Here is a 21,292-nt window from a genome sequence, read left to right as displayed (position 1 = left end):
TGTAGCACGACTCAAAATATTTGTTTTTATCTCAACACTTGATACTTGTTCTGCCAATACGTACGATCGAAAATCATATCGCTCGCGAATTGACCAAATTTTTGATCATTGAATTCACAATTAAATGACTTCGCCTTTATTCTGATTTTTCAACTCCAAATTTTCTGTATCTAAGAACATTGATATGATTATGAGAAAATCGATGTAGCCTCAACCAAATTACCACAAACTGGTTGTCCTCGCCAGGGCCCGGCAAATAGGCCGGGTCGAGGCCTGATCATGGCGACGAGGGAGCGGGTCACGACGCCGGTGGGTGAGTGCCCACGGAGCATTGCTCATGATCCGAGAGGACGGCAATCACGCGACATTCCGCAATCCGACCGTGGCCGCATTCGCCGATCATACGCGAGAGCTCGGCCTTTAGGGCGGTGAGTCGTTCGATCCGCCGCTCGACCTCCGTGAGGTGCCGCCGCGCGATCAGGTCCACGTCGGCGCAAGAGCGGTCGGGATGTGCGTTCATGGTCAATAGCTCGCGGATCGCTTCGATCTCGAACCCGAGTTCGCGCGAATGACGGATGAAGTTGAGTCGTGCGATTTCGGCCGCTCCGTAGCGGCGCTGCCAGCCGGATGTGCGCGGCGGAATGGGCATCAGGCCGACCTGTTCGTAGTACCGGATTGTGGGCACTTTCACGCCGGTCTGCCGAGACAGCTCGCCAATTGGAATATCCATTGTTTTTCCGCTTGTACCTCTAGCGACTAGAGGTCGTAGGCTTCCTATCGATGTTTGGGAAGGAGCGGATATGGCCGACCATTGCTGCGGCTCGACGACCGAAGCGAAGCCCGCGCTTCATAACGCAGCCGAATCGAGCGCGCCTACGCATGCAGAGAACCACGCCGGCGGTTCTTGCTGCTCGGGCGGCGTCCCGGTCTTCGACGGAGTCGACCCCCGCTACAAGGCCGTCCTCTGGACCGTCATCGGCATCAACGGCGCGATGTTCGTGACCGAGATGGCGGCTGGACAGCTCGCCGGATCGCAGGCGCTCAAGGCCGACGCCCTCGACTTCCTCGCCGACACCGTGACCTACGGCCTGAGCCTCGCGGTGATCGGCGCGTCCCTGGCCGTCCGGTCCAAGGCGGCCCTGTTCAAGGGGCTGTCCCTGTTCCTGATGGCTCTCTGGGTGTTCGGCAGCACCGTCTACGAGACGATGGTCCTCGGCGTGCCCAAGGCCGAGGTCATGGGCGTGATCGGCGTGATGGCGCTGGCCGCGAACCTCGGATCGGTCCTCCTGCTGCGCCGCTACAAGGACGGCGACGCCAACGTGCGCTCGGTCTGGCTGTGCTCGCGCAACGACGCCATCGGCAACGTCGTCGTCATGGTCGCGGCGCTCGGGGTCTGGGGGACCGCCACGGCTTGGCCCGACCTCATCGTGGCGGCGGTCATGGCCGGGATCTTCCTGACCTCCTCCGTCCAGATCCTTCGGCAGGCCTGGGCCGAGCATCGGCAAGGCACCGTCGCGACCTCTCCCGCGCCGGCCGAGTGACCCCTCTACCCACCCGACGACCTGCACAGGACGACCATGGCATCGCACGACGCACACGCCGGACACGATCACGAGGCCCACGGGTCAGACGGCCATGCCGGGCATTCCCATGGACCGGGCCACGCGCACGCCCCGGCGAGCTTCGGAAAGGCGTTCGCCATCGGCATCGCCCTGAACGTCGGGTTCGTCGCCGTCGAGGCGACCTACGGCGTGCTCGCCAACTCGGTGGCTCTGTTGGCGGACGCCGGCCACAACCTCTCGGACGTGCTCGGCCTCGTGGTGGCCTGGGTCGCCATGGTTCTGGCCAAGCGCGCGCCGAGCGCCCGCTACACCTACGGGATGAAGGGCTCGTCGATCCTGGCGGCCCTGTTCAACGCGGTGTTCCTGCTGGTCGCGGTCGGCGCCATCGCCTGGGAGGCGATCCAGCGCTTCGGCGAACCAGTCCCGGTCGCCGGCAAGACCGTGATGGTCGTCGCCGCGGTCGGCATTCTCGTGAACGGCATAACCGCCTGGCTGTTCGCCTCCGGCGCCAAGGGGGACATCAACATCCGCGGCGCCTTCCTGCACATGGCCGCGGATGCCGCCGTGTCCGCGGGCGTGGTCATCGCCGGCCTCGTCATCCTCTACACCGGGTGGACCTGGCTCGATCCCGTGGTCAGCCTCGGCATCGTCGCCGTCATCGTCTGGAGCACCTGGGGGCTGCTGCGCGACAGCCTGACGCTGTCGCTCGCGGCGGTGCCGCCGGGCATCGACCCGGACGCCGTCCGCCGTCACCTCCAGGGCCTTCCAGGCGTCGTCGCGATCCACGACCTTCACGTCTGGCCGATGAGCACCACCGAAACCGCTCTGACCTCGCATCTCGTCATCCCGGGCGGCCATCCCGGCGACGACTTCCTGATGCGGGCCGCGAGCGAACTGAAGGAGGGGTTCGGGATCGGGCATGTCACCCTCCAGGTCGAGACGAGCGCGGACACCGCCTGCGCCCTCGCTCCCGACCACGTGGTCTGAGGCCGACCATGCAGGCATGGGCCTACACCCTGATCCCCGCCGCGGCCGCCATCGTCGGCGCGGCCGTCGCGGTCAACCTTCGGCCCGGACCCGTCCTGGTCAGCGCGATCCAGCACTTCGCCGCGGGCGTCGTCTTCGCGGCCGCGGCCGGGGAGATCCTGCCGGACCTCAAGCACGCCGGCTCGCCGCTTGCGACGCTCGTCGGCGGCGCGCTGGGCGTCGCCGCGATGCTGCTCGTGAAGAGCCTGGGCAAGCGGGCCAAGGGACCCGTCGGGCTGATGGCGGTCACCGGCATCGACATCCTCGTCGACGGCCTCGTCCTCGGCATCGCCTTCGCGGCCGGCGCCAAGGCCGGCATCCTGCTCACCGTCGCCCTGACCATCGAGGTGCTGTTCCTCGGCCTGACGGTGGCGAACGAGCTCGGCGGCTCGGGCACGTCCAAGGGAAAGGTGGTCGGCCTGACTGCGGGCCTGGTCGTCCTGCTGCCGCTGGGAGCCCTGCTCGGCGGGCCCGTCGCCACCCTGTCAGCGCCGGTCCAGGCCGGCTTCCTCGCCTTCGGCCTGATCGCGCTGCTGTACCTCGTCACCGAGGAGCTCCTTGTGGAGGCGCACGAGATCGAGGACCGCCCCTGGGTGACGGCGATGTTCTTCGCAGGCTTCCTGCTCCTGCTCATGCTCGACCAAGCCGTCGCCTGAGCGGGAGGAATCGATGGTTCCGAAAACCGGGAAGGTTCCGCCGGCCGCCGAAGCGGCCCATATCCTGCTCGTCGAGGATGACGACGGCATGCGCGTGCTCGTCGCACGTATCCTGCGTGAGAGCGGCTACCGGGTCTCTGCCTGCCGGAGCGGCGCCGAGATGTGGTCGCTCCTCTCGGATACCGCGGTCGATCTCGTTCTGCTCGACGTCATGCTGCCGGGCCCATCCGGTTTCGATCTGCTGAGGGCGTTGCGGGCGAAGGGCACCCTCCCGGTCATCATGCTCAGCGCACGCAACGAGGAGGCGGACCGGGTGCTCGGCCTGGAGCTCGGGGCCGACGACTACGTCGCCAAGCCGTTCGGGCGTCCGGAACTCCTCGCCCGCATCCGTGCCCTGCTCCGTCGGGCGGTCATCGCACCGACGCCGACGGCCGCGACGAGGGCGGAGACGCTGACTTTCGCCGGCTGGCGGCTCGACCTGCGCAGCCGCGTCCTGGCCGACCCCGAGGGAGCCGTCGTCGACCTGTCGGGGGCGGAGTACGACCTGCTCCTCGTCTTTCTGGAGCATCCGGGGCGTGTGCTCGGGCGCGAGCAGATCCTGGAGATGGGGCGCGGCCGTCTCGCGGCACCGTCCGACCGCAGCGTCGACACCTTGGTCAGCCGTCTCCGGCGCAAGCTCGAACCCCCGGAGGGCGCCATGCCCGTCATCAGGACCATTCGCGGCTCGGGCTACATGCTGGCCGCCAAGGTCGAGCGCTCATGAGGGGCCTGTCAGGTCTCGCACGCAGCCTCGAGGGGCGTACCGTCGCCGTCCTGCTCCTGGCTGTGCTCCTGGTCCATGGCGGGGCTCTGCTGCTCTACCGATATTCCGCCGTGGCCGCCGCCGACGACGCCTTCGCCATCGAGGTCGCCCGGCAACTCGTCCTGGCGCGTGAGGCGATCCTGAGGCGGGCGCCTGACGAGCGAGGAACGGAGGCGAGGGCCCTTTCCTCGAACCACTTCGAGATTGGTTGGACGGCACCGGGATCGACCGGTCCGGCCACGCCGTCCGATCCCGCGCTCCGGGACCTTCGCGTCCGTCTCCTGGACCTCGAACCGGTGCTCGGTCCGGACCTCGCCCTGACCCTTGAGGTGCAGGACGACCCCCTTCACCAGCCTGACCTCCGCGGTGTCGTGACCCTCCCGGACAAAAGCCTGCTGACCTTCCGCTCGGCACATGCGCCGAGCTTGGTGCGTCAGGCGCCCTGGGCATACCTTGCGACGGCGATGGCGATCCTCGTCGGGGCCGCCGCCGTCGTCTTGACGCACCAAATCGCAGGACCGCTGCGCGACCTCACCCGCGCCACCGCTCGGATCGGGCACGGGACCGTCGTGCCGGTCCCCGAGGTCGGCCCTGATGAGACCCGGGGTATCGGGCAGGCCCTCAACGCCATGCAGGAGCGCATTCACGAACTCATCGCAGAACGGACCCAGGCCCTGGCAGCCGTCTCGCACGATCTGCGCACGCCGATCGCACGCCTCCGATTGCGGCTGGACCGGGCCGACGACCCGCAGGAGCGGCGGGCCATGGCAGCCGACCTCGACGACATGCAGGGCATGGTCGACGCGACCCTTTCGTACCTGCGCGGGGACGCCGATCCAGAGGCACGGCAGGTCACCAACGTGGCGAGCGTCCTGTTGGGTGTCGCCGACGCCTCGGCCGATTCCGGGCGGGACGTCACCTACGACGGGCCGGGCCGGGCGCTGGCGACCGTGCGGCCCGTCGCCATCCGGCGAGCGTTGGAGAACCTCGTCGATAACGGCGTGCGCTACGGGACGCGGGTCCGGATCGGCCTGACCATCGAGGAGGCCACGCTGATCCTTCAGATCGACGATGACGGCCCCGGCATCGCCCCGGAGGACGTCGTGCGGGCTTTCAAGCCCTTCACCCGGCTGGAGGGATCACGCAACCGCAACACCGGTGGGACCGGTCTCGGCCTGACCATCGCCAAACGCGGCATCGAAGCGGAGGGCGGCGCCCTCGGCCTGTCGAACCGACCGGAGGGCGGGCTGCGAGCGGAGATCCGGCTGCCCCGCGCGGGTGGCCTGGGCTGACACACTTCGTCACGATCCCGGCGATTCGGAGACAAAGGGCTCGTCTATCTCAGGCTTCGACGCGGCCGACTTGGTCGCCCCGAACAGGAGACAGACCCATGAAGCGCATCCTCGCCGCCGCTCTCGCCACCGCGATGCTGACCGCGACCCCAGCCCTGGCGGTCGACGGACACGGGAACGCCTCGAACCCGGAGCGGGCGGTCCCGAATACCGGCGGCGTGTCTGGGGGGCCGCTTCACCGGGACGACCCGCGGGTGAGCGAGGCACAGCAGAAGGGTCCGGACGGCAAGCCGGTTCACTCCGAGAACGACGGACATGCCCATGGCCACAGCCACGACAAGCCCGGCAAGAAGTAAGGCCACCCCTCAGCTGGGGGCGGACGACCGGGGCGGTGCCATGCGGATGCTGCCCCTCCTCGTGGTCTTCGCAATCCTTGCCGCGGGCATCGGCTACGCGTTGGCTTAGGTCGCTTCCGGCGAGGACAGTCATCCGTGGTGTGATCCACCCCCTCACACACCGCGGATACGCCCGCTCCGATCTCACGTCGGAGCGGGCACCCACCGGGCAGCGCCATTCTCAATCGTCGAAGTCGTGGTGATGATGGTGGCGTTCAAAGCCGTGGCGGTCCTCATCCCAGTGACCGTGATGATGGCGACGAACCTCCACGTGGTCGTGATCGCCGTGATGGTAGCGGCGAACCTCCTCGTGATGATGATGAGGCGATTCGTAGCCGTAGTATTGGGCCGACGCAGCCACGGGCGTCAAAGCGAGGACGGCCGTCGCCAGGGCGGAAAGATGACGTTTCATGGATCGAGATCCCTCTGCATATCGCTCCAAAGTGTGCCGATGCGTTTGAATAGGGGGTGAAGCCGCCGTTCAGGCATCCGCAGGCCACGGAAGCCTTCACCACGCCATACGACCGCAGCTTGTTACGAAGCCCCTGAATCGCACATAAGGACCGTGATGCTTTCGGCGCGACGCCATAGGGCCTTCGGGGCGATGACGGGATGGTGGGCAACCGCCGCCCGCTCGCTCGCGCTCGTCCTGGCACTGGCGCTCGCCACGCCGACCGTCTGCATCGCCGAGGACTTCGCCTTCCATCAGGGCCACCAAGGCCATGACCTGACCGAGCTGTCCTTGGTCTCGAACGCGGCATCCGGCACGGACCAGGCAGGTGACCCGGGTCTGACCTGCCACGTCCATTGCGGCTGCCACATCGCCGTGGGTGTGACCGTCTCCGAGCAGGCATCACCGCAGGACGCCACGCGTCCGTCCTACGCCCGGGTCTCCGAGACCGTTTCCTCGATCTCTCCCGACCGCCTGCCACGGCCACCACGCGCCTGAGGTGACGCCGCGAAAGCGCGCGTCCTAAACCCGTGGCCGGCCGGCCCGGGTCGCCTTCCCACGTGATCGACCGCGAATGCCCGACATGCCGCTATCGGCGGCCGGGCAGCCCGAGCAGGCATCCATGCGCATATTCCTGACCGTCTTCCTGGTAGCCGCCGGCGTACTGGTGGGCGCCGCCGTTCCCGCCGTTTCCGATTTCGTCAGGGGCCTCCTGGCCTCGGCCGGCCTTCCACCGACCGCGCTCACGTTCGCCGCCGGTCCCGACGCCGCGAGGTCCGCCGAGGCCCCGGCCGGTGGTGCCGGGCATGCCGAGGACGACGGCCACGACCACGCCAAACCGGCCGCGAAGCCCAAGGAGGGGCACGCCCATGGCGAGCATGAGCATTCCGAGGCGGAGGGCGAGGAAGGCCACGTCAAGATGACCGCCGAGCAGATCGAGAACCAGGACATCAAGGTCGCCAGGGCGGAGGGTGGGACGCTCTCCCGGCACATCCTCGTGCCCGGCACGATCACGCCGGACACCGACCGGATCGCGCGAGTGCCGGCCCGGGTCGTCGGCACGGTGGCCGAGATGCGCAAGCGCCTGGGCGACGACGTCAAGAAGGGCGACGTCGTCGCCGTCCTCGACAGCCGCGAGGTCGCCGACGCCAAGAGCGAGTACCTGACCGCTTCCGTGAAGGCCGAACTGGAGAAGACGAACTTCGACCGTCAGCAGTCGCTCTGGGACAAGCGCATCTCCGCCGAGTCGGCCTTCCTGAATGCGAAGGCCGTCTACTCGGAGGCGACCCTGCGGCAGGACCTCGCCCGTCAGAAGCTCTCGGCGCTCGGGCTGAACGCTGCGGAGGTGGCGAAGCTTGCCAAGCAGGACGAGACCACCCCGAACACCTCGACCCTTCGCCAATACGAGCTGCGCGCCCCGCTCTCCGGGCGGATCGTCGAGCGAAAGGTCGACGTCGGCACGGCGGTGGGCAAGGAGGGCGACCCGTCCGACGTCTACACCGTCGCCGACCTCTCCACCGTCTGGATCGAGCTCTCGGTGCCGACCTCCGAACTCGCGAAGGTCAGGGAAGGCGCGAACGTCACCGTCACGCCGAGCCAGGAGGGCGCCGAACGCCACGAACGGGGCAAGGTGATCTTCGTCAGCCCGCTCCTGAACGCCGACACCCGCGCCGCCAGGGTCGTCGTCGCTCTGCCGAACAAGGGCATGGCCTGGCGGCCCGGCACCTATGTCACCGCCGAGGTCGAGATCGCCACCGACCAGGTCCCGGTGCGCGTGGTGAAATCGGCCCTGCAGACGGTCGAGGGAAAGCGCGTCGTCTTCGTGCGCACCGAAGAAGGCTTCGAGAAGCGCGAGGTCGAGCTCGGACGCTCCGACGACGACGCCTTCGAGGTCGTCTCGGGCCTGAAGGCCGGCGAAGAGTTCGCGGTCGAAAACACCTTCCTTCTCAAGGCCGAGCTCGGAAAGAGCGAAGCCGATCACGACCACTGAGGGCCGGACATGATCGCCCGCATCCTCGATTTCTCCGTGAACCAGCGCTGGCTCGTCCTGCTGCTGTCCCTGCTCGCCGCCGCCTTCGGCGGCTACGCGGTGACGATGCTGCCCATCGACGCCGTGCCCGACATCACCAACAACCAGGTGCAGATCAACACGACCGCGCCGTCGCTCTCGCCGGTCGATATCGAGAAGCAGGTCACCTACCCGGTCGAGACGGCGCTCGCCGGCATCAAGGGACTGGACTACACGCGCTCGCTTTCGCGGAACGGATTCTCGCAGGTCACGGCGGTCTTCGCGGAAAAGCTCGACGTCTACTTCGCCCGCCAGCAGGTCGCCGAGCGTCTGGCCCAGGTCAAACAGGACCTGCCCCCGGGCGCCGAGCCCAGCATGGGTCCGATCTCCACGGGTCTCGGCGAGATCTACATGTGGTCGATCCACTACGCGAAACCCGGGGAGCGCAAGGTCTCGGGGATCGGCAAGCCGGGTTGGCAACCGGACGGCAGCTACCTGACCCCGGAGGGGCAGCGGCTCGGCAACGCGCTGGAACAGACCGCCTACCTGCGCACCGTACAGGACTGGATCATCCGTCCCCAGATCAAGACCGTGCCAGGGGTCGCCGGCGTCGACGGCATCGGCGGCTTCGAAAAGCAGTACCACGTCCAGCCGGACCCGACGAAGCTCGCCGCGCTCGACCTCTCCTTCGCCGACGTCGCCCGGGCGCTGGAGACGAACAACGCCAACCAGGGCGCCCGCTACCTGGAGGACAACGGCGAGGGCTACGTCGTGCGCGCCGCCGGCCGCCTGGAGGGCATGGACGACATCGAGACCGTCGTCGTCGCCACCCGCGGCGGGGTGCCGGTCAGGATCAAGGACATCGCCGAGGTCCGGATCGGGCGCGACCTCCGCACCGGCTCCGGCAGCGAGGACGGGCAGGAGGTCGTGATCGGCACGGCCCTGATGTTGATCGGCGAGAACAGCCGAACGGTCGCCGCCGCCGTCGACGCGCGCATGGAGCAGATCCGGAAGGCCCTGCCTCCCGGCGTCGAGGTGCAGACCGTGCTCGACCGGACCCGCCTCGTCGAGGCGACCATCAGGACGGTGGCCAAGAACCTGTCCGAGGGCGCGGCCCTCGTCATCGTCATCCTGTTCCTGCTGCTCGGAAATATCCGGGCCGCCATCATCACCGCGCTCGTCATCCCGGTCGCCATGCTGATGACCATGGCCGGCATGGTCGAGGCGAAGATCTCGGCGAACCTGATGAGCCTCGGGGCGCTGGACTTCGGCCTGATCGTCGACGGGGCGGTCATCATCACCGAGAACGCACTACGCCACTTGGCCGAACGACAGCACGAACTCGGACGCCCCCTCGACACCGAGGAACGCCTGCAGACGGTCAGGGCCTCGGCCGAGGAGATGATCAAGCCTTCGCTCTACGGACAGGCGATCATCATCCTCGTCTACGTGCCGCTCCTGACCTTCACGGGCGTCGAAGGGAAGATGTTCGAGCCGATGGCGCTCACCGTCATCATCGCGCTCGTGTCGGCCTTCGTGCTTTCGCTGACCTTCGTGCCGGCGCTGATCGCCATCGTCATCACCGGGAAGGTCACGGAGAAGGACAACCTCATCATCCGGACGCTGAAGGCTGTCTACCGTCCGGTCCTCGGAGCGGCCATGCGGGCGCCGTTCGCCTTCGTCGGCGGGGCACTGATTCTCCTCGTCGGCGCCGGAATCCTGTTCACCCGGCTCGGGACCGAATTCATCCCGCAGCTCGACGAGAAGAGCATCGCGTTGAACGCCACGCGCATTCCCTCGACGTCGCTGACACAGTCGCAGGCGATGCAGCTCAAGGTCGAGCAGGCGATCTCGAAGTTTCCGCAGGTCGCCTACGTCTTTTCCAAGACGGGCACGGCGGAGGTCGCCTCCGATCCGATGCCGCCGAACTCGTCGGACACCTTCGTCATCCTCAAGCCGCAGGAGGAATGGCCCGAACCCGAGCTCTCCAAGGCCGAGCTCCAGGAGCGGATCGAGAAGGCGGTCGGGCAGCTGGCCGGAAACGTCTACGAATTCTCCCAGCCGATCCAGCTGCGCTTCAACGAGCTGCTTGCAGGTACCCGTGGCGACCTCGCCGTGAAGGTGTTCGGCGAGGAGTTCGAGCCGATGCTGAAGGCGGCCAACCAGGTCGCCACGACGTTGCGCGGCATCGACGGCGCCGAGGACGTCAAGGTCGAACAGACCGCCGGGCTGCCCTTCCTGGAGATCAAGATCAACAAGGCCGAGGCCGCCCGCTACGGGCTCAGCACGGGGGCCATCCAGGACGTCGTGGGCGCGGCCATCGGCGGCAAGGACGCGGGCGTGGTGTTCGAGGGCGACCGCCGCTTCCCGATCGTCGTCCGTCTGACCGACAAGGTCCGCGAGGACCGCGAGGCGCTGGAGAACATCCCCGTACCGCTGCCCCCCGGGCCGGGCGGCCGGGCGGCCTCGGTGCTGCTGAAGCAGGTCGCCTCCTTCTCGGTGACCGAGGGGCCGAACCAGATCAGCCGCGAGAACGGCAAGCGCCGGGTCGTCGTCACCGCCAACGTCCGCGGCCGCGACATCGGCTCGCTCGTCGCGGAGGCGCAGGCGAAGGTCGGACCCTCGGTGCAGCTACCGCCGGGCTACTACGTGACCTGGGGCGGGCAATTCGAGAACCTCGCCTCGGCGAAGCGGCGGCTCATGGTCGTGGTGCCGGTCTGCTTCTTCCTGATCTTCCTGCTGCTCTATTCGGCGCTGGGCAGCCCCCGCGACGCGTTGCTCGTGTTCAGCGCGGTGCCACTGGCGCTGACCGGCGGCATCGTGGCCCTGTGGCTGCGCGGGATGCCGGTCTCGGTGCCGGCCGCGGTCGGCTTCATCGCGCTCTCGGGCGTGGCGGTGCTGAACGGCCTCGTCATGTTGACCTTCATCAAGCAGTTGGTGGCCGAAGGCCGCCCGAAGCGCGAGGCCATCCTGGAGGGAGCCATGACCCGGCTGCGGCCGGTCGCCATGACGGCGCTCGTCGCCTCCCTCGGCTTCGTGCCGATGGCCATCGCCACGGAGACCGGTGCGGAGATCCAGCGGCCGCTGGCAACCGTGGTCATCGGCGGCCTGATCAGCGCCACCCTACTGACCCTGGTGGTCCTGCCGGCGCTCTACGCCCGCTTCGGCAGGGTCGCCGTCCCCAAGGTGGCCCAGCGACCGCCCGAAATCGCGCCGGCGCGCCTGAAGGCGGCGGAGTAACGCGATGCCGCGACGGTGGCCGTTCCTCATCGCGCTGGCGGCATCGACCACGATGGCGACCGCGGAGGACCCGATCGTCGCCGCCGCTCCCTTCGGCTTGGCTTGGGGACCGGTCGAGCGTGTCGACCGGCCTTCGATGGTCGACCGCGAAGCCAACCTGACGGGTCTCTACTACTTCCACGACCGGCCGTTGGCCGCGGGGCCGGGTACCGTCGAGGTCGTCCTGGTCGTCTGCCGCGAGCAGGGCCTGCAACAGGTGGTCTGGGTGGGGCGTCCGCTCGGGGCGGCGGCCTCCGCGTCCGCCTGGGAGGCGGTCCGGCGAGAGGGCGTGCGGCGCTATGGCGACCCGCGCCCAGGCCCAGTCCCCGGCTCGCTGGAGTGGCCGTCGGGACGGGCGTTTCTGGCAACGCGCCCGATGGCGGACGGAACCCTCGAACTGGTGATGTCCGCGTCGGGCCCGGACTTGGCTGCGTGCTCGGCAAGCCACCGCGACGCCACCGGCCACCCCGTCGAAAACCACCTGACCGATCTGCTGAGAGACCCCGCTCTTGCACGGGCCGGTCCGTCCCTCGGCATGGGACATCCCTATCCATCCTCAGATGCACCGAAGTGAACGCCGTCATGTCGAAGGACAACAACATCCGGCTCGCGACCAGGATCGCGCAGGTCTACGTGGCCAACAACGCCCTTCCGGCAAGTCAGGTCGCCGCGCTCGTCCGGACCCTCTACGCGGCTATCTCCGGCCTCCGCGAAGACGCCGCGGCGGCCTCCGTGGAAGGTGGTCCAACGGAGCGGCCGAGAGAAACCAGAAAATGACGGGTGGCGCCGGCAGGGCTCCATGGCATGGAACGGCTGGGTTGCGCATCGCGGTATCAAATCGATGACCGGCAAGAAGCTCGCTCGGCGAAACGCGGTCTGGGGCGCCGGTGGAGGCGGTCGACGCGGCGTCAGACCGCATGTCCGCAAGGCCGCCGCGCGGTCGTTCCTGATGGCCGTGTTGCTGATACCCTCGGCCGTGCTGCTCCTCTATTGGATCGGTACATTGATCTGAGGATCAGACGGTCCGAACAGCCGACCGTGATCACGGAGGCGAGAGCTGGACCTCGGCCGGACCATCCGACTTTCGTCATGACGACCGCCGCCGAAGCCTGCCCCTCCAGAGTCATGGCGCGATGATCTTGAGCCGCGTCCCTTCTTTCAAAGGTGGACAGAGCGCAGCCGAAGAGCGTTGCCGATGACGCTGACGGAGGACAGGGACATTGCCGCCGCCGCGATCACGGGCGACAGCAGCAGGCCGAAGGTAGGATACAGCACCCCCGCCGCGAGCGGGATGCCGGCGGCGTTGTAGGCGAAGGCGAAGACCAGGTTCTGCCGGATGTTGCCCATGACGGCGCGCGACAACCGACGGGCCCGCACGATCCCCATCAGGTCTCCCTTGAGCAGGGTGATGCCGGCGCTCTCCATGGCGACGTCCGTGCCGGTCCCCATGGCGATGCCGACATCCGCCGAGGCCAGGGCGGGAGCATCGTTGACCCCATCACCTGCCATGGCGACCACCTGACCGGACGCCCTATGGCGCTCGACCACTGCCGCCTTCCGGTCGGGCAGCACGTCCGCCTCGACCTCGTCGATCCCGAGCTGCCGGGCGACGGCCTCGGCGGTGGTGCGATTGTCGCCGGTCAGCATGACGACGCGGATGCCCTCTTCCTTGAGACCGGCCAGGGCCTCGGCCGTCGTCGCCTTGACCGGGTCGGCGATGGCGATGACGCCGGCGAGCCGCCCGTCGACGGCAGAGAAGATCGCGGTGGCTCCGTCCCTGCGCAGCTCCTCTGCGACGGCGTTCAAATCCCCGGTCGCGACGTTCTCCCCGGCGAGGAATTTTGTGTTGCCGAGAAGGACGCGCCGTCCCTCGACGGTGCCGAGGGCGCCCTTGCCGGTGGGAGAATCGAACCCCGAGACCTCGGGAACCGTGATCGCGCGCTTCTGGGAGGCCGCGACGATGGCGACCGCCAGCGGATGCTCGCTCGACCGCTCGACGGCGGCCGACAGCCGCAGGATCTCCTCCTCCGAAAACCCGTCCGCCGGGACGATGCGGGTCACCGTCGGCTTGCCCTCGGTCAGGGTGCCCGTCTTGTCGACGACCAGGGTCGTGACCTTCTCCATCCGCTCCAGCGCCTCGGCGCTCTTGATCAGGACGCCGACCCCGGCGCCGCGACCGACGCCGACCATGATCGACATCGGCGTCGCCAGGCCCAGGGCGCAAGGACAGGCGATGATGAGGACCGCGACGGCGGCCACGAGCGCGTAGGTGAACCGGGGCTCCGGCCCGATGGCCATCCAGGCCGTGAAGGCAAGGACCGCGACACCGACGACGACGGGGACGAACCAGCCCGCGACCTGGTCGGCGAGGCGCTGGATCGGGGCTCGGCTGCGCTGGGCCTCGGCCACCATCTGGACGATGCGGGCCAGCATGGTGTCGCGCCCGATCTTGCGGGCCTCGATGACGAGTGAGCCGGATTGGTTGATGCTGCCGCCGACGACGGTCGCTCCGGCCTCCTTCGTGACCGGCATCGATTCTCCCGTGACGAGGGACTCGTCCACCGAGCTCCGGCCCTCGATCACGGTACCGTCGACCGGCATCTTCTCGCCGGGACGCACGCGCAGGCGGTCGCCGACCGCGATGTCTTCGAGCCGGACCTCGTCGTCGGTCCCGTCGTCGTGAAGCCGGCGTGCGGTCTTCGGTGCCAGATCGAGGAGCGCGCGGAGTGCGCCGCCGGTGCTCTCGCGGGCCCGCAGTTCGAGGACCTGCCCAAGAAGGACGAGCACCGTGATGACGGCCGCGGCCTCGAAATAGGTGGGCACGGCGCCGCCATGGCCTCGCAGGGCCTCCGGGAACAGTCCGGGCGCCAGGGTGGCAACCACGGAGTAGACCCAGGACGCTCCCGTGCCGAGGGCGATCAGCGTGAACATGTTCAGCGAGCGCAGGACCACCGACTGGTATCCGCGCACAAAGAACGGCCAGCCGGCCCAGAGCACCACGGGCGTGGCCAGGACGAACTGGATCCAGTTGGAGTTCTGCTGCCCGACCCGTTCCATCAGGTCGGTGAGATGGCCGCCCATCTCCAGGATGAACACCGGCAGCGTCAGAACGAGCCCGACCCAGAACCGCCGGGTCATGTCGACGGCTTCCTCGCTCGGGCCGTCGTCGGCGCTCACGGTCTCCGGCTCCAGGCCCATGCCGCAGATCGGGCATGAGCCTGGCCCGACCTGGCGGATCTGGGGGTGCATCGGGCAGGTGTAGATGGCGCCCTCGGGTACGGGGTCGGCCTTCGCCGCGGCGGCTGGCGGATCGAGGTAGCGTGCCGGATCCGCCTCGAACTTCGTCCGGCAGCCGTTCGAGCAGAAATAGAAGGGATGACCCTCGTGCTCGGAGCGGTGCTTTGCCGTCTGGGGGTCGACCGCCATCCCGCAGACCGGGTCCTTGGCAATCTTGACGCCATGGTCGGCCTGGACGTCGTGACCGTGTCCATGTCCCACATGGTCGTGACCGGTAGGAAGGCCATGCCCTCCGTGGTCGTGGGTATGGGCTTGGACTTTCGGGACGGGGTCGTTGGCCATGTCGGGTTCCTGACGGTTCGTATTGCCTATCGGCTTGCGGCTTCCCATCATGGGAAGGTCAACCATGGGGATTGCCATGAACATCGGGCAGGCCGCGGAGGCGTCGGGCGTCTCGGCCAAGATGATCCGACACTACGAGAGCATCGGCTTGGTGCCCCGTGCCGACCGCCGGAACAGCGGCTACCGCGATTACGGCCCGCAGGACGTGCACCGGCTCGGCTTCGTCCGGCGGGCACGGGACCTCGGCTTTCCCCTGGAACGGATCCGGGTGCTCCTGGGCCTTTGGGGCGACCCCGGCCGCAGCAGCGCCGAGGTGAAGGCCCTCGCCCTGAGCCACATCGGAGAACTCGAAGGAAAGGCCCGCCATCTTCAGGAGATGGCGGGCGTCCTGCGCGGCCTTGCCCTCTCCTGCGACGGCGACGAACGCCCGGACTGCCCTATCATCGCGGGGCTGGAGGCCGGCCCGGTGCCGCCCTCCGGCCCATGCACCGGGCGCCCTACTTCGCGTTCTTCTTCAGCCAAGCCTCCATCTCGCCGATCTCCCTCTCCTGATCGTCGATGATCTTCTGGGCCATCTGCTTCGTGGCGGGGTCCTTGGCGTGCTTCAGCGCGACGTTGGCCATGTCGACCGCGCCCTTGTGGTGCGGGATCATGTGCAGGCGGAAGTCGACGTCCGGGTTGCCGGTGTAGGCGACGTCCATGTTCTTCATCATCGCCATGTCGGCGGCCTTGAAATCCTTGGTCGAGGCGTCGTCCTTCGGGTCGGGCTTCATCGAGCCCATCGACCCCATTTCCTTGCCGGACATCGCGCCGTGGTCCTTCATGCCCTGCGCGAGGGCGGACCCGGCCAGGCTGAGGGACAGGAGCGCGGCGAGAACGAACTTCGGATTTCTCATGATGGTGTTCCTTCTGTTTGCAAGGTTTGGGACCGAGCCGCTCAGTCGAACTTGCCGCTGGCGGTGGAGCCGTCGGGGGCCGTCAGCTGCACCGCGCCCTTTGGCTTGGGGGTGAGCGGAACCTCGGAGGTGCCGGTCAGGCGAACGCCGTCGGCCGGGGCCAGGGCGACTCGGGCGGGCTTGCCGTCGACCACCAGGATCGCGGTGCCCTTGAAGCCGGTGGCCGGGACGGGCTTCTCGTCGCCGTCGAGGACGTAGACGTCGACGGTCCTATCCTTGGTGACGAGCTCGACATGGAACTTGCCGGCGTCCGTGACCCGGCCGCCGTTGCTGCCGTCGGCCTCATGGGCGCAGACGGGAAACGCGAGCAGCGCGCTCGCCGCCAAGGCCATTCTCCAGGGAATCATCGGTTTTCTCCGTTTTCGGGGGTGGGTTCAGAACGCCTCGACCGGACGCGGCTTGGCGCCGTCGGGACGAGGGGCGTCGGGGGTTTCGCCCTGTGCGGCGCGTAGGCGATCCAGCGGAGCCCTACCGAACCGCAGGAACAGGACCGGGGTCAGGACCGTGTCGAGGAGGGTGGCGCTGATGAGCCCGCCGAAGATCGTCACCGCGACCGGGTGCAGGATCTCCTTGCCGGGGGTGGCGGCGTCGATCAGCAGCGGCACCAGGGCGACGCCGGCCGAGAGCGCCGTCATCAGCACCGGGGTCAGCCGCTCCAGGCTGCCGCGCACGACGAGGTCGCGACCGAACGGGAGCCCATCGTGCAGCGACAGGTTCAGGTAGTGGCTGATCTTGAGGATGCCGTTGCGCGCGCTGATGCCGGTCAGCGTGATGAAGCCGATCATCGAAGCCACCGACAGCGGCTGCCCCACCAGCCACAAGGCGAGGACGCTGCCGATCAGGGCGAGCGGCACGTTGCCCATGATGATGAGCGCCAGCACGGCCGAGCGGTAGCGGCTGTAGAGGATGGCGAAGACCAGGGCGAGCGAGAGCCCGGACAGGGCCGCGATGGTCCGGCTCGCCTCCTCCTGCGCCTGGAAGGTCCCCTCTAGGCTGGCGAAGAAGCCCGGCGGGAGCTTGGCGTCCGACACCTCCTTGCGGATGGCCGCCACGATGGTGGCCATGTCGCTTTGGCCGTTGGTGTTGGCCTGCACGACGAGCCGGCGCCGGCTGTTCTCGCGCAGGATCTGGTTCGGACCGTCGGTCTCGCGGATATCGGCCACCTGGCGCGCCGGCACCCAACCCGAGGGCGTCTCGATCAGCAGGTCCTTGAGCCCTTGCGTCGTGCGCTGGCGCTCGGGCAGCCGCAGGACGACGTCGAAGCGCTTGTAGCCGTCGGCCACGGTCGAGACGACGCGACCGTTCGAGAGGCGACTGAGCTGCTCGATCACGGCCGAGGGCTGGACCCCGTAGAGGGCGGCCCGTGTGTAGTCGACCCGGATCTCCAGTTGCGGGATGCGGACCTGCTTCTCGACCTGGAGGTCGGCGAGACCGGGGATCTTGGCCATCCGATCCCGCAGATCGTTGGCCACGGTCCGCAGCGCGTCGAGGTCCTCACCGAAGATCTTCAGCGCGAGCTCGGCCCGGACCCCGGACAGCATGTGGTCGAGGCGATGCGAGATCGGCTGGCCGACGTTGACCGAGAGCGGCAGCGCCGAGAGGCGTTGGCGGATGTCGGCGACCACCGCGTCTTTGCCGCGGCCGGTCCCCTTGAGCGCGACCTCGATCTCCGAGGAGTGGACGCCCTCGGCGTGCTCGTCGAGCTCGGCCCGGCCGGTGCGGCGCCCGACCGAAGCGACCTCGGGGATCTGGAGGAGCAGCTTCTCGGCGATGAGGCCGACCCGGTTGCTCTCGGAGAGCGAGATGCCGGGGTTGAAGGTCGTGTTGACGGTGAACGAACCCTCGTTGAACGGCGGTAGGAAGGCCCGCGGCAGGTTCCAGGCCGCGATGCCGGCCGCGACCACGGCGACGGCGACGGTGGCGACCAGCACCCGCTGGTGCCGGAAGGCGACGCCGAGCAGCCGGGCGTTGCCGCGCTTGAGCCAGCGCAGCAGGGCGCTGTCGTGCTCGGACAGGTTCCTGAGGCCGGGCAGCAGGTAGTAGGCCAGCACCGGCGTAAGGGTCACCGACACCAGGAGGCTCGCCAGGATCGAGATGATGTAGGCTTGCCCCAGGGGCGCGAAGAGCCGTCCCTCGATGCCCGACAGGGCGAACAGCGGCACGAATACCAGCACGATGATCATCGTCGCGTAGACGATGCCGGAGCGCACCTCGGACGACGCCGCCACCACCACGTCGAAGGTGGATCTCGGCGAGCCGGCCGCCCGGTTCTCGCCGAGCCGCCGGAAGATGTTCTCGACGTCGACGACCGCGTCGTCGACGAGCTCTCCGATGGCGATGGCGAGACCGCCGAGGGTCATCGTGTTGATCGACAGCCCGGCGAAGTGGAAGGCGACCGCGGTGGCGAGGATCGAGACCGGGATGGCGGTCAACGAGATGACCGTGGTGCGCACGTTTAGGAGGAACGCGAACAGGACGATGGCCACCACCACGATGGCCTCCATTAGCACGCGCTCGACGTTCGAGATGGAGGTCTCGATGAAGTTGGCCTGGCGAAAGAGGACCTGGTCGGCCTTGATCCCGTTCGGCAGGGTCGACGTGACCTCCTTCAGGGCCGTCTCGATCTCGCGGGTGAGCTGGACCGTGTCGACGTCCGGCTGCTTCTCGACGGAGACGATGACGGCGGGCTTGCCCATGTAGCCGCCGTCGCCGCGCTTCACCTTCGGAGCGAAGGACACATCGGCGACCTGGCGAAGGTAGACCGGCGCGTCGCCGACGTTGGCGACCACGACGCTGCGCAGGTCGTCGAGGCTCATGGTCCGGCCGATGTTCCTGATCAGGTACTCGCGGGCGTACTGGTCGGTGAAGCCGCCGCCGGCGTTGGTGCCGAACTGGGCAAGCGACCCTTCCATCTGGGCGTTGGTCACGCCGAGGGCGCGCATCGCCGCGACGTTGGGGCTGACCCGGAACTGGCGCACCTCGCCACCGATGGGGATGACCTGGGCGACGCCGGGGATGGTGAGCAGGCGGGGCCGCAGGACGAAGTCGGCCGCCTCGCGGATCTCCATCGGAGAGGCCGTGTCGCTGGTGACCGCCACCAGCAGGATCTGGCCCATGATCGACGAGATCGGACCCATCTGGGGGGTGACGTTCGGCGGAAGCTGGTCACGGACCAGGGTCAGGCGTTCGGCGATCTGCTGCCGGTTCCGATAGATGTCGGTGCCCCAGTCGAACTCGACGTAGACGATCGATAGGCCGACGCCCGAGACCGACCGGACCCGGCTCACGCCCGGCAGCCCGTTCATGCGGGTCTCGATGGGGTAGGTGACGAGTTGCTCGACCTCCGGCGGGGCGTATCCCTCCGCCTCGGTCATGATGGTGACCGTCGGTTTGTTGAGGTCGGGAAAGACGTCGACCGGAAGCCTGGTCGCCGTGAAGGCCCCGTACAGGACCAAGACGGCGGCGACCGCGAGGACGATGAGCCGGTTGCGCAGGGACTGCGTGACGAGGACGTTGAACATGGGCGTACCCCCTCACCGGACCTGATCGAGGAGCTCGGCGCCCTCGGTGACGATGCGCCTTCCCGCGCCGACCCCCTCGGCGACGAGCACGTTCGCGCCGTCGAGGGGCTCGACCCGGACCTGACGGGGCTCGAAGCGTTCGGCGGCGACGTGCTCGTAGACGATGGCCTGCCCGTTGCCGGACCGGACCACGGCGGCGCGCGGCAGGGCGAGGCCCGACTGCTCGGCGTCGGTGCCGGCGAGCACGGTGAGGAACTGCCCGACGCGCAGGCCGGAGGTGTCGCCCTTCACCGCGAACTGGACCGGGATGGCTTGGTTGCGGTCGGCGAGGCCGGCCCCCTGATACACGAGGGACAGGGTGCGCCCATCGGCGAAGCGGGCCGTCGCGTTCCCGGCCGGGGTCAGGGCGTCGAAGCTCAGGGCCTCGACCCAGAGGCGGGTCGGGTCGACGATCTGGAAGACCATCGCCCCCGGCGAGGCCATCTGCCCGGCCACGGCCGAGGCCTGCGCGATCACGCCGTCGACGGGCGCCGACAGGGGTTCCGGCTGTTGCCGGATCCTGTCGAGGGAGGCGCGGCGGTCCTGGAGGCCCTTGAGCTCGGCGAGCGCGTCGTCGAGCTGGGTCTGGGCGACGGCACCGGTGACGGCGAGCTTGCGGAAGCGGTCGACCCGACGCTCGACGATGGAGGTCTGCTGATCGAGGTCGCCCTGGGTCTGGCGCATGTCGGAGACGTCCACGGCCTGGACGGGGGGCGTGACGAAGGCGAGCACGTCGCCCTTGCGCACCCGGGTGCCGAGGCGCGGGAACAGGCCGGACGGCGGCGGCGAGAGGCGGCCGCCGACCGAGGACTGGACGACGCCGCTGGCGTTCGGGTCCGGGATGACCCGACCCGGCAGCTCGACCGTCCGATGGAAGGTCGCCTTCTCGGTCATCGTCGTTCGCAAGACCAGCAGGCGCTGCGTGGGCTTGGGCACGAACACCGAGCCATCGGGAAGCCTCTGCGCGAGGTCCGACGCCGGTTGCGCCGGCTCGATCAGGGCGGAGCCCTGGACGGGTGCTCCATGGTCCTCGTCGCCATGGGCGAAGGCGGCCCCGCCCAGCACCAGCGTGACCAACACGGCGGTCAGGACGACGGCGGGCACTCGGCGCCGGCCGCGCATCGCCACAGTCAGGAGCATCCCGAGCAGGAACGCCCCTCCCGAGGCCAGCATCAGGACCGGGTCCCTGGCGACGCCGCGGGTCTTCAGTTCGGTGACCAGGTCGGATGCCCTCGCCATCGCGGACGGCGTAGCTGAGGAAGCCGTCGGAGCCGGAGCCTTCGTGTCGGGAACCGTCACGGAGACGGTCAGGACGTCGACCACGGCGCCGGCCGTCACGGTCACGAGGAGGTCGTGCGGGCCCGGCTTGGTCATCCAGGGCGCGTTCAGGACGTAGGCGGCCTCTTCCGTCTCCGTCGCGGTCCTCGGACCTTCAGGCGTCTCGACCTCTACGACTGCGCCCTTGACGGGTTCGTTCGTGCGGAAGCGGTCGAGATAGAACGCGACCGTCCCGTCCCGCGGGATGGCGGTCAGTTCGAGCGCCTCCGAGGCGGCCTCGCCCCGTGGGGCGATGGATTTGGAGACGGGCGGCGGGGCTGCGCCATGGTCATGCCCGTCATGGGCATGGGCGGACCCCGCCAACACGGCGGCAGCCAGCGCCACCGCGCCGAGGGCGGCGGCAAATCGAGACGACATTGTGGGACTTCCTCACGTTCGAACATCGGAC

Annotated in this window: 20 protein-coding genes; 13 read left to right on the top strand and 7 right to left on the bottom strand. The window is 68.5% G+C overall.

Annotated features, from left to right (window positions below; translation table 11 throughout):
* Positions 1 to 298 precede the first annotated feature (298 nt).
* Positions 299 to 730, bottom strand: coding sequence for a MerR family transcriptional regulator (locus MHA02_RS19825; protein ID WP_147081973.1), 432 nt, complete (start codon positions 728 to 730; stop codon positions 299 to 301).
* Positions 731 to 800: 70 nt separating this feature from the next.
* Between MHA02_RS19825 and MHA02_RS19820 the strand changes: the two genes are divergently transcribed.
* The 6 genes from MHA02_RS19820 to MHA02_RS19795 all read left to right on the top strand — a co-directional run bounded on the left by MHA02_RS19820 (position 801) and on the right by MHA02_RS19795 (position 5,694).
* Positions 801 to 1,541, top strand: coding sequence for a cation efflux transmembrane domain-containing protein (locus MHA02_RS19820; RefSeq protein ID WP_147081971.1), 741 nt, complete (start codon positions 801 to 803; stop codon positions 1,539 to 1,541).
* A 36-nt stretch (positions 1,542 to 1,577) separates the two neighbouring features.
* Positions 1,578 to 2,549: a cation diffusion facilitator family transporter gene (locus MHA02_RS19815; RefSeq protein ID WP_147081969.1), complete on the top strand. Its 972-nt coding sequence runs from the start codon at positions 1,578 to 1,580 to the stop codon at positions 2,547 to 2,549.
* Positions 2,550 to 2,557: 8 nt separating this feature from the next.
* Positions 2,558 to 3,244 (top strand): ZIP family metal transporter, encoded by a 687-nt coding sequence (locus tag MHA02_RS19810; RefSeq protein WP_147081967.1) that lies wholly within the window; start codon positions 2,558 to 2,560, stop codon positions 3,242 to 3,244.
* A 13-nt stretch (positions 3,245 to 3,257) separates the two neighbouring features.
* Positions 3,258 to 4,007, top strand: a complete 750-nt coding sequence (locus MHA02_RS19805; protein WP_147081965.1) for a response regulator transcription factor — start codon at positions 3,258 to 3,260, stop codon at positions 4,005 to 4,007.
* On the top strand, positions 4,004 to 5,338 hold the full coding sequence (locus tag MHA02_RS19800) for an ATP-binding protein (RefSeq protein ID WP_147081963.1): 1,335 nt from the start codon (positions 4,004 to 4,006) through the stop codon (positions 5,336 to 5,338). The genes MHA02_RS19805 and MHA02_RS19800 overlap by 4 nt, the downstream gene beginning before the upstream one ends.
* Positions 5,339 to 5,436: 98 nt before the next feature.
* On the top strand, positions 5,437 to 5,694 hold the full coding sequence (locus MHA02_RS19795) for a hypothetical protein (protein WP_147081961.1): 258 nt from the start codon (positions 5,437 to 5,439) through the stop codon (positions 5,692 to 5,694).
* 220 nt (positions 5,695 to 5,914) lie between these two features.
* Here the strand turns inward: MHA02_RS19795 and MHA02_RS19790 are convergent, their stop codons facing one another.
* Positions 5,915 to 6,145 carry a hypothetical protein gene (locus MHA02_RS19790; protein WP_147081959.1) on the bottom strand — a complete coding sequence of 77 codons (231 nt, stop codon included), beginning with the start codon at positions 6,143 to 6,145 and terminating at the stop codon, positions 5,915 to 5,917.
* Positions 6,146 to 6,337: 192 nt separating this feature from the next.
* Here MHA02_RS19790 and MHA02_RS19785 point away from each other — a divergent pair, with 192 nt between their 5' ends.
* The 6 genes from MHA02_RS19785 to MHA02_RS22475 all read left to right on the top strand — a co-directional run bounded on the left by MHA02_RS19785 (position 6,338) and on the right by MHA02_RS22475 (position 12,483).
* Entirely contained in the window at positions 6,338 to 6,682 is a 345-nt protein-coding gene (locus MHA02_RS19785; protein WP_238180075.1) for a hypothetical protein, read from the top strand.
* Positions 6,683 to 6,806: 124 nt separating this feature from the next.
* Positions 6,807 to 8,174, top strand: coding sequence for an efflux RND transporter periplasmic adaptor subunit (locus MHA02_RS19780; RefSeq protein ID WP_147081955.1), 1,368 nt, complete (start codon positions 6,807 to 6,809; stop codon positions 8,172 to 8,174).
* A gap of 9 nt (positions 8,175 to 8,183) precedes the next feature.
* The gene (locus MHA02_RS19775) at positions 8,184 to 11,432 is read left to right on the top strand and encodes an efflux RND transporter permease subunit (RefSeq protein WP_147081954.1); all 3,249 of its coding nucleotides are present in this window, start codon (positions 8,184 to 8,186) and stop codon (positions 11,430 to 11,432) included.
* Positions 11,433 to 11,436: 4 nt separating this feature from the next.
* Positions 11,437 to 12,045: a threonyl-trna synthetase gene (locus tag MHA02_RS19770; RefSeq protein WP_174804693.1), complete on the top strand. Its 609-nt coding sequence runs from the start codon at positions 11,437 to 11,439 to the stop codon at positions 12,043 to 12,045.
* 8 nt (positions 12,046 to 12,053) lie between these two features.
* Positions 12,054 to 12,248 carry a MucR family transcriptional regulator gene (locus MHA02_RS19765; RefSeq protein WP_147081952.1) on the top strand — a complete coding sequence of 65 codons (195 nt, stop codon included), beginning with the start codon at positions 12,054 to 12,056 and terminating at the stop codon, positions 12,246 to 12,248.
* A gap of 64 nt (positions 12,249 to 12,312) precedes the next feature.
* Complete coding sequence (locus tag MHA02_RS22475; RefSeq protein ID WP_210245094.1) at positions 12,313 to 12,483, top strand: hypothetical protein; 171 nt, start codon at positions 12,313 to 12,315, stop codon at positions 12,481 to 12,483.
* Positions 12,484 to 12,629: 146 nt separating this feature from the next.
* On the opposite strand, the gene MHA02_RS19755 is transcribed toward MHA02_RS22475, so the two are convergent.
* A complete protein-coding gene (locus MHA02_RS19755; protein WP_147081948.1) occupies positions 12,630 to 15,050 on the bottom strand; it encodes a heavy metal translocating P-type ATPase in 2,421 nt (806 codons plus the stop codon).
* 76 nt (positions 15,051 to 15,126) lie between these two features.
* On the opposite strand from MHA02_RS19755, the gene cueR reads away from it, so the two are divergent.
* Positions 15,127 to 15,612, top strand: a complete 486-nt coding sequence (cueR, locus tag MHA02_RS19750; RefSeq protein WP_147081946.1) for a Cu(I)-responsive transcriptional regulator — start codon at positions 15,127 to 15,129, stop codon at positions 15,610 to 15,612.
* Here cueR and copM read toward each other — a convergent pair.
* Genes copM through MHA02_RS19730 form a run of 4 tightly spaced genes read right to left on the bottom strand, consistent with a single transcriptional unit; the run spans position 15,548 to position 21,261 of the window.
* Complete coding sequence (gene copM, locus MHA02_RS19745) at positions 15,548 to 15,946, bottom strand: CopM family metallochaperone (protein ID WP_147081944.1); 399 nt, start codon at positions 15,944 to 15,946, stop codon at positions 15,548 to 15,550. The genes cueR and copM overlap by 65 nt on opposite strands.
* Positions 15,947 to 15,987: 41 nt before the next feature.
* Positions 15,988 to 16,353, bottom strand: coding sequence for a hypothetical protein (locus MHA02_RS19740; protein WP_147081942.1), 366 nt, complete (start codon positions 16,351 to 16,353; stop codon positions 15,988 to 15,990).
* Positions 16,354 to 16,380: 27 nt separating this feature from the next.
* Positions 16,381 to 19,527 (bottom strand): efflux RND transporter permease subunit, encoded by a 3,147-nt coding sequence (locus MHA02_RS19735; RefSeq protein WP_147081940.1) that lies wholly within the window; start codon positions 19,525 to 19,527, stop codon positions 16,381 to 16,383.
* A 12-nt stretch (positions 19,528 to 19,539) separates the two neighbouring features.
* Positions 19,540 to 21,261, bottom strand: coding sequence for an efflux RND transporter periplasmic adaptor subunit (locus MHA02_RS19730; protein ID WP_147081938.1), 1,722 nt, complete (start codon positions 21,259 to 21,261; stop codon positions 19,540 to 19,542).
* Positions 21,262 to 21,292: the final 31 nt, after the last annotated feature.

The sequence above is a fragment of the Methylobacterium haplocladii genome (assembly GCF_007992175.1).
Lineage (GTDB): Bacteria > Pseudomonadota > Alphaproteobacteria > Rhizobiales > Beijerinckiaceae > Methylobacterium > Methylobacterium haplocladii.
The sequence above is the reverse complement of the archived record's forward strand: the minus strand, read 5'-3'. Positions and strand labels throughout refer to the sequence as shown.